Origin of the sequence: Flavobacterium sp. UGB4466, from assembly GCF_903469665.1 — a bacterium.
GTDB lineage: Bacteria > Bacteroidota > Bacteroidia > Flavobacteriales > Flavobacteriaceae > Flavobacterium > Flavobacterium lipolyticum.
In genome coordinates this window covers 31,419-44,104 of record NZ_CAGKLC010000031.1, presented here as the reverse complement: position 1 = coordinate 44,104, position 12,686 = coordinate 31,419, and the positions used below count along the sequence as shown (strand labels likewise).

The window sequence follows — 12,686 nt, the reverse complement described above, 5'->3', positions numbered from 1 at the left end:
GTTCGCTATCGTTTGAGTCGTAGCGAAAGAAAATAATCGTGGTAATCTGTATAATCTGTGGCTAAAAAACTTTGTGAACTTTGTAGTAAAATATAGTTTCACGCAGATTTTGCAGATTTAAAAGAGAAAAGAAAATCTGCCAAATCTGCGAGCAAAAAAACTTTGCGGACTTTGCGCCTTCGCGGTTAAATAAATATTACGTTGAAAAATAAACTCATAGCGTTTTCACAACGCATTATAAATTGGATTAAAAAGAATAAAATAAAATCAGCAATTGCATTTGTGCTCTTGCTGATTTATTATTTCTCCATTCCCCGAACCTTGTTTAAAGAGCCGTACTCAACGGTTATCGAAAGTAAAGAAGGAGAACTGCTGGGGGCTAAAATCGCTCCTGACGGGCAATGGCGTTTTCCGGCGCAGGATAGTGTACCGGATAAATTCAAAAAATGTATTGTTTATTTTGAAGATGAATATTTCTATAAACACCCCGGTTTTAATCCGGTTGCGATGGTAAATGCCATCAAACAAAACCAAAAAGCAGGAAAAGTAGTTCGCGGAGGAAGCACACTGACGCAACAAGTCATCCGATTGTCCCGAAAAGGAAAAGGAAGAACCTATTTTGAAAAATTGATTGAAATGATTCTCGCCACGCGATTGGAGTTAGGCTATTCTAAAGATGAAATTCTCGAGTTGTATGCGGCCCATGCTCCGTTTGGAGGCAATGTTGTCGGGCTCGAAATGGCCTCGTGGCGTTATTTTGGCGTTCAGTCCAATCAATTATCATGGGCAGAGAACGCTACTTTGGCAGTTTTACCTAATGCACCGAGTCTAATCTATCCGGGAAAAAATCAGATCAAATTATTGAACAAGCGAAACCGACTTCTTCTTAAACTGCATAAAGAAGGTGTAATCGATCAGCAAACGTATGAACTTGCTATTGAAGAACCTTTGCCTCAAAAACCGTATGATTTGCCTCAGATAGCGCCTCATTTATTGCAAAGAGCCGCTAAAGATCAGGAAGGAACAAGGGTAAAGACTACGATTGATTATGCGCTGCAAAACAGAGTCAATCAAATTGCGAGATATTATTACAATCAATACAAACAGAATGAAGTACACAATCTGGCGATTTTGGTCATTGATGTTTCCAATCGAAATGTAATCAGTTACGTGGGGAATGCGCCAACCGATAAAGACCATCAAAAAGATGTTGATATTATTGACGCACCCAGAAGTACAGGGAGTATCTTGAAACCTCTTTTATATGCGGGAATGCTGGACGATGGTGAATTACTGCCGAACACATTAGTTGCGGATATTCCAACACAGATTGCAGGGTATACTCCGCAAAATTTCAATCTGACCTTTGACGGAGCAGTGCCGGCACATCGGGCTTTGTCGCGCTCTCTCAATATCCCGTCGGTTTTGATGCTGCAGGAGTTTGGCGTGAATAAATTTTATGAGGAATTGCAGAAATTTAAATTGAAGGATATCAATAAAACACCCGATCATTATGGATTATCCCTTATTTTAGGAGGGGCCGAAAGCAATTTGTGGGATTTATGCCGAACGTATGCAAATCTGTCTTCTACACTAAATTATTATGTTAAGAATCAGGCTCAATACCGAACGAATGAATTTACGGAATTAAATTATAAGAGCAATTTTGAGCCCGATTTTGGCTCCGAAAGTGATCAGAAGAATATCTTGGGTGCCGGATCAATTTGGGCGGCTTACAACGCCATGGAAGAGGTCAACAGGCCGGAAGGAGATGAAGCCTGGAAGTTTTACGACAGCTCGCTTAAAATTGCCTGGAAAACCGGAACCAGTTTTGGTAATCGCGATGCCTGGGCAATTGGTACAAATTCAAGATATGTGGTGGGAATCTGGGTTGGGAATGCAACAGGTGAGGGGAGGCCTACTTTAACAGGAGTTACAAGTGCCGCACCGATTTTATTTGATGTTTTTAATTTACTGCCAAGACAAAGATGGTTTCAAACGCCTTATAAAGATTTAGCAGAAGTTGAGGTTTGTCGTTTAAGCGGTTATTTGGCCAAAGACGGCTGTCCGAAAATAAAGCAATGGGTTCCCAAAAAAGGGAAATCGACCAGCGTTTGTCCGTATCACAAAACGGTTCATCTCGATATAACCGGACAATTTCAGGTAAACAGCAGTTGTGAGAGTATTGATAATATGGTGACAAAAAACTGGTTTGTTCTGCCTCCGGTTATGGCATGGTATTACAAAAGCCAGCATATTGAGTACTTGCCTTTGCCTCCGTTTAAAGAAGGCTGCCAGGGTACACAAACCACAACAATGGATTTTATTTATCCCAAAACCAATGGTAAAATTTATTTAACCAAAGATTTTAATAGCAAAGTTCAGCCCGTGATTTTAAAAGTAGCCTATTCCGAAAGAGAAAAAGAGCTTTTTTGGTACGTGGATGACGTTTATAAAGCCACCACAAAAACTTTTCACGAATTGCCGGTTACGCCTACTTCAGGAACGCATTATATCACAGTAGTAGATGCTTCTGGCAATGAAATCAGACGAAAAATTGAAATTGTGAGGGAGTAAAAGGAGGGGCAAAGTTTAAATTCTAAAAACCAATTAGAGATCAGGATGTTTTCTGTCTGAGCGGGATAGAAGTTTTTCCTGGCGTATCTTTGACTTTGCGCAGACGGACATTTGATTTTTTTTGAAAAATGGGATTAAACTAATAAATTGCTTTTTATTAGTTTGACAGAGCTTTTGCTGATATCTAAGGAAGATGCTATTTTTTCGAACAGACTCAAGGATTGACTTACTTCTTCAAAAATTTGATTCGCATTTTTAACACCAAAATGTCTCGCTAATTCATGTAGTTGCTTTAGTCCGGGGTTTTTGCTTTCTCCGGCTACAGTTGTACTATGAAGCCCGTATGAGGAATTAGAAAAAGTCAGATCATAAGCAGGTGAAAATTTCCAATCTCCATTTTTATTCATCAGAAAAGAGAAATTTTTACTATGGTCGTCTCTGTTATGTGCCAAAACATTAAAAGTAGCCAATCGTAATACTTTGGCATAGGCATTAAAGTCTTTTTCTAATATAAATGCACAATCCATTAAATGTCCGTAATCTAAAGTGCTCATTCTGTAGTTGTCATGTAATAATCCTGACACAGAGTGAAGGTGGATTTTTTCATTCTTTATTCTGTCAAAACGTTTACAACCAAAAAAATAATTGCCTTTTTTACTTTTGAATAAGCGAAATTCGTTGACTTCAATTCCTGCATTTTGCGCCATTTTATTGTAAGCGTATTCAATTAATGCGATGTCTGGCAAATCATTAGAAGAAGGGAATTTAATGATCCAATGTTCGAAATCATCCGGTAAATCAGATTTTCCATAAAATAGTTGTTCTGTTTTGGAATTAAAGCCTACTAAGATTTTGGGTCTTGCTCCACCGGATGAGCCTCCAAGTTGAAACAGTTCTTCTATTATTTCTTCAGAAGTTCCGTTTAGAATAGTTGTTATTTCATCTGAAATATGATCTAAATCAATGTTACTTGAAAGGTTGTTTGTGTTTTCATGTTCTGGCTCATATGAAATGGCTCCAATGCTATTATTATCAATAAAAGTTAATCGGTCTAATGCTGTTATACTATTTAAGCTGATTCCTTCAGAGAGTAATTTTCTGTCAAGCAGTAATTTCCCCCATCCATCAGGAATAGAATCAGAGAAAACACCAAAAAGTCCGTCAAAATGAAGTTCGTTCGGAGTGAGGATTTCTCTGGATAATTTCATTTTAAAGGGTGAAATTTCTAAGCTGCCTTCTATAAAATCGGGATGGTATTTGAAATAGATTTTGTTTTTATTTTGCACTAAATCACCTATTTCTGTCTTATGGCTTCCAAGATTTAAAAAGGTTTTTACTTTTGAAGTATTTTGCATAATTAAGGTTTAAATAATTTTTCAATTTCTTTTAAATTGGTGTCAATTTTAAATATAGAATTGAAATCCTCTAATCGATCAAAGAGGTGGGCGAGTTTTAATAGAGATTCTAGTGAGATTTGCCCAGTTTGCTCAAAACGCTTGATACTTCCCAGGGAAACGCCAGATTTATTGGCTAATTCAGATTGTGCTATTTTTTTGCTTTTTCTGAACTTTCTGAATTGCTCGGCTAATTCACTTTGAACCTGACTAGGTGTTTTGTTGATGGAGTAGTTTTTCATTTTGGCTAAAATATTAGCTAAATATACAAAATTTATACTATATTGGATAATATATTATCTATTATTTTTCAGGGATCTATTTAGGATGTTATACTTGTTTAATAAGGTTTACAGTTTAGGTTCGCGAAAAGGCATAAAAAAACCGTCTCGTTAAAAAAAACGAGACGGTTTTGTTTTTATTCTGAAATAACATTTCCTTTTTTATCATAGAAATGGTATTCTAAGTACGTGTAAGCGTCACGAGGTATGATTTTCACCCATTTCTTATGTTCAAAAAACCATTTTGAACGTAATGATGGAAAACCTTTACTGAGGTATGCAGCCACAAACGGATGTACGTTAAGCACAACACTTTTGTGGGTTTTTAGAATTCTATCTAAATCAGATGAGATTTTATCAATGATTAAAATTGGCGCTTCAATTTCGCCATGTTCATTGTTTGGATCTTCTTCTCTGGTTTTAATATTAACTTCTGGTCTTACGCGTTGTCTGGTAATTTGAACTAAACCAAATTTACTAGGCGGTAAGATTTTATGCTTTGCTTTATCGTCGCTCATTTCTTCTCGCAAGAAGTCGAACAAAACCTTCCTGTTTTCTGGATTAGACATATCGATAAAATCAACTACGATTATTCCGCCCATATCACGCAAACGAAGTTGTCTGGCAATTTCGGCGGCGGCAATCATATTCACTTCCATGGCAGTGTCTTCCTGGTTGGTTGCTTTATTCGAACGATTTCCGCTATTTACGTCTATAACGTGAAGAGCTTCAGTATGTTCGATAATAAGATAAGCACCTTTACTCATGGAGACGGTTCTTCCAAAAGAAGTTTTGATTTGTCTCTCTATATTGTATTTCTCAAAAATTGGAGTGTCATTTGATTGATAAAACTTAACAATCGATTGTTTTGAAGGTGCAATTTCTTGCAGATATTCCTTCGTTTGATGGTACAACTCTTCATCATCTATTTGAATACCACTAAAGGTATCGTTGAAAACGTCTCTTAATATGGAAGAAGCTCTGTTGAGTTCTCCTAATACTTTTGAGGGATGATGAGCAGTTGGTAATTTTTTACACATTGCAGTCCATCTGCCAAGCAGGTTCTGCAAATCTTTTTCTAATTCGGCTACGTTTTTGCCTTCGGCTACTGTGCGAACAATAACACCAAATCCTTTAGGTTTGATCGATAGAACAAGTTTTTTTAGACGATCCTTTTCTTTTTTGTCTTCTATTTTTTGAGAAATAGAAACACGGTCAGAAAACGGAACGAGAACAATAAATCTTCCTGCCAGTGAAAGCTCAGCGCTTATCCTTGGCCCTTTGGTCGAGATAGGTTCTTTTACAACTTGAACTAAAACAGATTGATTGGCACTTAAAATATCAGTAATGATGCCATCTTTGTCAATCTCTTTTTCAAACTGAAAGGTTTTTAGGGAGAAATCTTTTATTTTACCTGCGCTTACAAGTTTTATGAATTTCAGTTGAGAAGCTAAGTTTGGACCTAAGTCGTGATAATGTAAAAAAGCGTCTTTTTCGAAGCCTACATTTACAAAAGCAGCATTAAGTCCGGCAACTGGTTTTCGGATTTTAGCAATAAAAATATCACCAACCTGAAAGTTGCTTTTCTCTTCTTCTTTGTGTAATTCAATTAGTTTTCCATCTTTTAATAAGGCAAAATCTACGGCTTCAGAACTAGATCTAATGATTAATTCTTTATTCACACTGTAAATTTTTATCCGAACTTTCTAGCAATAGGCAGTAGGCAGTAGGCAATAGGCAAAATAAATTTGCTTAAAGCTTAAAGCTTATAGCTTAAGGCCTAATTGTAAGGATGGATTAAACAATATTTTTAACAGGTATTGAACCCGGGGGAATTTTTGTAAGCAGTTAGCAGTAGCAGTTAACAGTTTTAGGCTGCAAACTGTGACTGTTTACTGAGACTCAATTCCAATTTCAATGAACGTTTAAAAAGAAAAAAGTAGTTTAAAACTACTTTTTCTTCTTGTGACGGTTAGCTCTCGCTCTTTTTTTACGTTTGTGAGTAGCTACCTTATGTCTCTTTCTTTTTTTACCACTTGGCATATCGTGTCGATTTTATAATTAATTAATAGTATTACTTTGCTTCGTTATTTGTTTTTACTCCTTCTACAAAAACTTTTGCAGGTTTAAACGCAGGAATATTGTGTGCTGGAATTTTGATAGTAGTGTTTTTAGAAATGTTTCTACCAGTTTTTTCAGCTCTTGTTTTTACAATAAAACTTCCAAAACCTCTTAGGTAAACATTGTCTCCAGTTTCTAGTGAAGTTTTAACTTCTTCCATAAAAGTTTCAACTGTTGCTTGAACATCTCCTTTTTCAAGACCTAGTTTCTCCGAAATTTTCGCTACGATATCTGCTTTCGTCATTTTCTTTCCTATTTTATTTTATAAATGGTGTACTATTTTTTTGAGTTTGCAAATATAAGAATTAAAAAAATAATTAATCAAGCTAAATCGTTAAATTTTAATTACATAAACATTTACTTTTGTATTCTAAGTATTTTGCAATGAATTTTTCTAACGTGTTGATAAAATGGTATTTACAAAACAAACGTGATTTGCCATGGCGTAAAACGACCAATCCATACCATATTTGGCTCTCAGAAATTATGTTGCAACAGACTCGAGTTGCGCAAGGAACACCCTATTTTTTTGCTTTTACGAAGGAATTTCCTACCGTATATGATTTAGCAAATGCTTCAGAAGAGCAGGTTTTGAAACTTTGGCAGGGATTAGGGTATTATTCCCGTGCCCGAAATTTGCATAAAACGGCTCAATATGTCGCCAATGAGCTCAACGGTGTTTTTCCTCCTAGCTATAAAGAACTTTTAAAATTAAAAGGTGTTGGAGAATACACGGCTGCAGCAATTGCCTCCTTTTCTTATAATGAGACTGTTCCTGTAGTGGATGGAAATGTATTCAGAGTGCTTTCTCGTTATTTTGATATTGAATCTGATATCGCTTCGCCTGCAACGAAAAAAGAGTTTACCGAACTGGCTTATGAATTAATGCCAAAGGATAACCCTGCTATTTTTAATCAGGCGATAATGGAGTTTGGAGCTTTACAATGCGTGCCTAAAAGTCCTGATTGTACGGTTTGTGACTTTAATGATAGCTGTGCAGCATTACAAAAGAAAAAGGTAGCCGTTTTGCCTGTTAAATCTAAGAAAGTAAAAGTAACCAATCGTTTCTTTAATTATCTCATTGTAGAAGATGCTTTAGGAAATACTATACTTCAAAAAAGAACGGCAAAAGGAATCTGGCACAATCTGTATGAGTTTCCGCTTTTGGAAACGGATAAAATCGTAGACTTTGATGTAGTTTCGAAAGCAGTTACAGACACTGTTTTTTCGTCGTATACAATTATAGGTATAGAAGATTATGCCGAAAGTACTGTTATTCATAAACTTTCGCACCAACATCTGCACATACAGTTCTGGAGGGTTAGAATTGAGGGTTTAATAGAAAATGGCTTGAAAGCTAGTGAGTTAAATGTTTTTCCTTTTCCAATTGTGATTCACAATTTTCTGGAAAAGCAGGAAATAATTTGCTAAAAAAATGTATCTTTGGTATAAATACCACTAAAAAACTATGAACGGAACATTAAATAAAGTGATGTTAATCGGCCATTTAGGCGATGATGTAAAAATGCATTATTTTGAGGGAGGAAACTGCATCGGACGTTTTCAATTGGCTACAAACGAAGTGTATATCAATAAAACGACCAATGAAAAAATAACTTCAACCGAATGGCACAATTTAGTTGTACGTAATAAAGCGGCCGAAATTTGCGAGAAATATTTGTCGAAAGGAGACAAGATATTTATTGAAGGACGTATAAAATCACGTCAATGGCAAGCTGAAGACGGTACTACAAAATATACCACAGAAATTCAGGTGACTGAGTTTACTTTCTTGAATACCAAAAAAGAAACCGGAAATCATAAGCCTAACCAGGACAGTGAGTCACCAAAAAACACTAACTTTGACGCAGCAAATGAAGGCTTACCTATAAATGATCTGCCTTTTTGAATGTATAACTAATTCTTTTTAATTTGGACCCGGAGCCCAGTTTGTTTCTTAATACGACAGTAGACATCAATTTGATAATTGGCTTTGTCGGAATATTTATTTTGCTGTTTTTATCAGCGATAGTTTCAGGTGCCGAAGTGGCACTTTTCTCTTTGTCTCAAAAAGATATCGACGACACCTTGCAGGAGAATCATTCAAAAGGAAAAATTATTTCCGACCTTTTGGACAGGCCTAAGAAACTTCTCGCGACCTTATTAGTGGCTAATAATCTTTTTAATATCGCAACCGTTATTCTGTTTTCCTTTACAGGCCGGAATATTTTTGGAGACATAGAGTCGCCGGCCCTTAAGTTTATTCTTGAGATTGTTCTGGTTACTTCGCTAATTTTGTTGTTCGGGGAAGTACTTCCTAAAGTTTATGCCAGCCGTAACAATGTAAAATTTGCAAAACGAACTGCCTATCCATTGGCTGTATTAGATAAATTACTCACTCCAATCAGTTTGCCGATGCGAAGTGTTACGCTATATTTGCATCATAAATTGGGGAAACAGAAGAATAATTTCTCTGTAAATCAACTTTCACAAGCCTTAGAATTGACAGATTCACAAGGTACGTCAACAGAAGAGCAAAAAATACTGGAAGGGATCGTATCTTTTGGTAATACTGATACAAAGCAGGTCATGAGCCCAAGAATTGATATTTTTGCTTTAGAAATGTCAGAACCTTTTTCCGGGATTTGTCCTAAAATAATAGAAAAAGGCTTTTCGAGAATTCCGGTATATCGCGACAATATAGACCAGATAGAAGGCGTTTTGTTTGTCAAGGATTTGTTGCCGCATATTGATAAGGAAGAATTTGACTGGACCTCTTTAATCAGAAAAGCATTTTTTGTTCCGGAGAACAAGAAGCTGGATAATTTATTGAAGGATTTTCAGAGCCTTAAAAGCCATTTGGCGATAGTGGTGGATGAATATGGCGGAACGTCAGGATTAGTCTCTCTGGAAGACGTTATTGAGGAGATTGTAGGGGATATTAGTGATGAGTTTGACGACGAGAATTTGAATTTCTCTCAGATAGATGAAAAGAATTTTCTTTTTGAAGGAAAAATTAATCTCAAGGATTTTTACAGAATCGTAGCGGTTAATGAAGAAATCTTTGAATCTCATAAAGGTGAAGCCGAGACATTGGCCGGATTCATTTTAGAGATTTTGGGTAATTTCCCTAAAAAAGATCAGAAAATAGCGTTCGAAAACTGTGTTTTTACTATAGAAACAGTGGATAAGAAACGTGTAAAACAAATAAAAGTAACAATAGATTAAGAATGCTAAAAAAGACCATTTCACTAGCAACAATTTTACTGGCATTGACTGTTTTAAGTTGTAAAGATGATGTAGTGCCAAAACCTGCCGGTTTCCTTCGTTTGGACTATCCTGAAGCCAAATATGTAGGTTTTGAAAACAATTGCCCTTTTACTTTTGAAATGAATGAAGCGGCCGTAATCAAAGGAGAGAAAAATTGCGGATTTGCGATTACCTATCCAAAGATGAAAGCTACAATTTACCTCACTTATAAGCCGGTACATGGAGATATTGTGAAATTGCTCAAAGATGCTCAGAAGTTAACCTACGAGCATGTTATTAAAGCAGATGATATTTTAGAACAGCCTTATTTAAACCCTCAAAAAAAGGTTTACGGAATGTTTTACCGCGTAGACGGAAATGCCGCTACAAACTCACAATTTTACGTTACAGACAGTACAAAACACTTTATCACAGGATCGGTTTATTTTTATGCGAAGCCTAATTTCGATTCGGTTATGCCGGCTGCGAGTTATATTCGAAATGATATGCAAAGACTAATGGAAACATTAAAGTGGAAATAAACGATAGACTTGATTTTATACTGCCCTCAAAAAGTTAAATACTATTTGGGGGCATTTTATTTGAAAGCCTTTTTGGGTTTGTAAAGGCTGAATTTTGGATCAATCCGTAAACCTGTGAACTGAGAAAATTTACGATCAGGTATAAAAATTGCGGATGAAGCGGGCTGAAAGCCCAAAAGAAAAACGAGCATAGTGCAACGCACTATGAACTAAATAAATGGGGAGTATTGCCCTGAAGGGGCAAAAGCAGATTTACACGATATGGCCCCCGAGTTTTATTTTCCACAACTTAGGAAGCAGAAAAAGCTTCATTCATAAATTGTTGAAGTCCTGATTCTTCAAGGATTTCAATCGAGAATTCTCCAAAACGTTTCGGAAGCCAGATGATTCTAACACCACTTGGAGTGTTAAGACTTTCTCGTGACAGCGGATTTCCGTTCTCGTCCTCTGGCTGTACGCCTGAATTGATCAATTCATCAAAAGCCACTTCGATGTCGGGAGTGGAATAGCAGTGGCGATAAATTGTTCCTTCGCCTTTTGTTTCCAATAAATTCCTTAGATTTCCGGAAAAAGGCTGAACCAGCATAAATCGTTCCTGACCAATTTTTACAACGGCATATACAACGTGTAATTCATCTCTCTCCCAGGTGAATTTTTTTGAGATCTCTGCTCCGAGGATTTTCGCATAATAGTCGCATGCCGATTGCAGGTCGTTAACTAAAATGTCTATGTGGCTAAATTTAAGTTCCATTGTTTTTTAGGGCTGTATTGAAATGATTCATAAAAAAAACAGTAGCAAGCCTGAGTTTACTACTGTTTAAAGATTTATTTTTTGTCAGTCTTTTTAGAACTGAACCATCGTCAAATTACGATTTGATATCTAAAACTTTATACGTTTTGCCGTCTCCGGTTGCCTGAACTGTCTTGGTTAAATTTTCCTGGTTTTGAACCGTTTTGTCAAATACAACAGTTGCTGTTTTTTTCTCAAAATCAACGGTTGCTTTTTCTACACCGTCCAGATTCGATAATTCTTTCTCGATCGTTTTGGCACATCCCATTGCGCAAGTCATTCCTTCGATTTTAAAACTTGAAGTCTGTACATTTTCAGCGGCAATTGCTTTGTGTTCTTTTGGAGCTGATTCTATATTTTTGATGTTAGCCAGGTTTTTATCTTCTTCTTTTTTGCAGCTTACCAGTACTAAACCTGCAATAGCAATCGAAGCTATGATTCTTGTAAATTTCATATTTTTAAGATTTTAATTTGCGAAAAAATGTTCTTTGCAAAATTAGTAAAAAGGAAGAGGTCAATTCGTAAAATTATTACAAATTTGCACTAAAATACGTTTTATGGATGCAAAACAATTAAAGTGGGCCTATTTATTGGTGCTTTCACTAATCTGGGGAAGTTCTTTTATTCTTATCAAAAGAGGTTTGGTTGGACTCACAGCAGTTCAGGTAGGTTCGTTCCGGATTATTTTTGCAGCTTTATTTTTATTGATTGTCGGGTTCAGAAGTTTGAAGAAGATCTCCCGCCGTCAGTGGAAATTTGTCGCCATAACGTCTTTCTTCGGAACTTTTATACCGGCTTTTCTTTTTGCCATTGCCGAAACCGAAGTCGACAGTTCAATTGTAGCCATTATGAACTCGCTTACCCCTCTAAATACATTGATTTTAGGGATACTTATTTTTGGAGTCCAATTTCAAAAAAGACAGGTTTTAGGCGTTTTTATTGGTTTGGTGGGGTGTTTATTGTTGGTTTTAAGCGGAGCGTCTTCGCATCCGGGACAAAATTATTATTATGTGATTCTGGTGGTTATCGCAACGCTTAGTTATGCCATAAATGTCAATCTGATTAAAAAATACTTATCCGATTTAAATTCGCTCAGCATCACAACCGGAAATTTTGCGGTATTGCTTATTCCGGCTTTGCTTATTCTGAGTACGACCGATTTTCCGCAAAGAATAAGCCTTGAAGCGACACAGCATTCTATTTGGTTTGTCATGATTTTAGGGGTTCTTGGAACCGGAATTGCGAATGTTTTGTTTTTTAAATTAATCCAAATTTCATCGCCTGTATTTGCAACTTCGGTAACGTATTTAATTCCGATTGTGGCATTTTTCTGGGGGCTTTTGGATAACGAAATGCTTACGCCAATTCAGTTTTTTGGTGCTTTTATAATTTTGATTGGAGTATATTTATCGGCTAAGAAGTAAGTTTAGCTGTGAAATGATATTTGTAAAAGGTTAGATGTGATTTTGATTTTGTGCGAATGTTACCCTCAGCGAAGTCGAAGGGTGCCAATTGGGATGGGGGCTTCGACTTCGCTCAGCCTGACATTGATTTATCGTGAAGTTGTCATTTCGACCGAAGGGAGAAATCACACTCGTAATTCGACAAAGATTGACGACAATTGGGATGGGGGCTTCGACTTCGCTCAGCCTGACATTGATTTATCGTGAAGTTGTCATTTCGACCGAAGGGAGAAATCACACTCGTAATTCGACAAAGATTGACGATAATT

At 36.4% G+C, this 12,686-nt stretch carries 12 protein-coding genes; 6 read left to right on the top strand and 6 right to left on the bottom strand.

The window, feature by feature from the left end; translation table 11 throughout:
• Nucleotides 1–201: 201 nt before the first annotated feature.
• On the top strand, nt 202–2,577 hold the full coding sequence (gene pbpC / locus JO950_RS10190) for a penicillin-binding protein 1C (RefSeq protein ID WP_202702540.1): 2,376 nt from the start codon (nt 202–204) through the stop codon (nt 2,575–2,577).
• A 134-nt stretch (nt 2,578–2,711) separates the two neighbouring features.
• Here the strand turns inward: pbpC and JO950_RS10185 are convergent, their stop codons facing one another.
• From JO950_RS10185 to JO950_RS10170, 4 genes are all read right to left on the bottom strand, one after another.
• Nucleotides 2,712–3,932: a type II toxin-antitoxin system HipA family toxin gene (locus tag JO950_RS10185; protein ID WP_202702539.1), complete on the bottom strand. Its 1,221-nt coding sequence runs from the start codon at nt 3,930–3,932 to the stop codon at nt 2,712–2,714.
• Nucleotides 3,933–3,934: 2 nt separating this feature from the next.
• On the bottom strand, nt 3,935–4,213 hold the full coding sequence (locus tag JO950_RS10180) for a helix-turn-helix domain-containing protein (RefSeq protein ID WP_202702538.1): 279 nt from the start codon (nt 4,211–4,213) through the stop codon (nt 3,935–3,937).
• A 176-nt stretch (nt 4,214–4,389) separates the two neighbouring features.
• Complete coding sequence (locus JO950_RS10175; protein ID WP_202702537.1) at nt 4,390–5,934, bottom strand: ribonuclease E/G; 1,545 nt, start codon at nt 5,932–5,934, stop codon at nt 4,390–4,392.
• A 392-nt stretch (nt 5,935–6,326) separates the two neighbouring features.
• On the bottom strand, nt 6,327–6,617 hold the full coding sequence (locus JO950_RS10170; RefSeq protein ID WP_007805026.1) for an HU family DNA-binding protein: 291 nt from the start codon (nt 6,615–6,617) through the stop codon (nt 6,327–6,329).
• 140 nt (nt 6,618–6,757) lie between these two features.
• Between JO950_RS10170 and mutY the strand changes: the two genes are divergently transcribed.
• From mutY to gldD, 4 genes are read left to right on the top strand one after another with little or no spacing between them, the layout of a single operon-like run.
• On the top strand, nt 6,758–7,804 hold the full coding sequence (gene mutY, locus JO950_RS10165) for an A/G-specific adenine glycosylase (protein ID WP_202702536.1): 1,047 nt from the start codon (nt 6,758–6,760) through the stop codon (nt 7,802–7,804).
• Nucleotides 7,805–7,841: 37 nt separating this feature from the next.
• Nucleotides 7,842–8,282 (top strand): single-stranded DNA-binding protein, encoded by a 441-nt coding sequence (locus JO950_RS10160; RefSeq protein ID WP_017497251.1) that lies wholly within the window; start codon nt 7,842–7,844, stop codon nt 8,280–8,282.
• 23 nt (nt 8,283–8,305) lie between these two features.
• Entirely contained in the window at nt 8,306–9,601 is a 1,296-nt protein-coding gene (locus JO950_RS10155; RefSeq protein ID WP_202702535.1) for a gliding motility-associated protein GldE, read from the top strand.
• 2 nt (nt 9,602–9,603) lie between these two features.
• Entirely contained in the window at nt 9,604–10,164 is a 561-nt protein-coding gene (gene gldD, locus JO950_RS10150) for a gliding motility lipoprotein GldD (RefSeq protein WP_202702534.1), read from the top strand.
• A 289-nt stretch (nt 10,165–10,453) separates the two neighbouring features.
• On the opposite strand, the gene JO950_RS10145 is transcribed toward gldD, so the two are convergent.
• Both JO950_RS10145 and JO950_RS10140 read right to left on the bottom strand, forming a co-directional pair.
• Entirely contained in the window at nt 10,454–10,915 is a 462-nt protein-coding gene (locus JO950_RS10145; RefSeq protein ID WP_202702533.1) for a VOC family protein, read from the bottom strand.
• A 115-nt stretch (nt 10,916–11,030) separates the two neighbouring features.
• Nucleotides 11,031–11,408: a heavy-metal-associated domain-containing protein gene (locus JO950_RS10140; protein WP_017497247.1), complete on the bottom strand. Its 378-nt coding sequence runs from the start codon at nt 11,406–11,408 to the stop codon at nt 11,031–11,033.
• A 103-nt stretch (nt 11,409–11,511) separates the two neighbouring features.
• Here JO950_RS10140 and JO950_RS10135 point away from each other — a divergent pair, with 103 nt between their 5' ends.
• Nucleotides 11,512–12,378: a DMT family transporter gene (locus JO950_RS10135; protein WP_202702532.1), complete on the top strand. Its 867-nt coding sequence runs from the start codon at nt 11,512–11,514 to the stop codon at nt 12,376–12,378.
• The last annotated feature ends 308 nt before the right edge of the window (nt 12,379–12,686 follow it).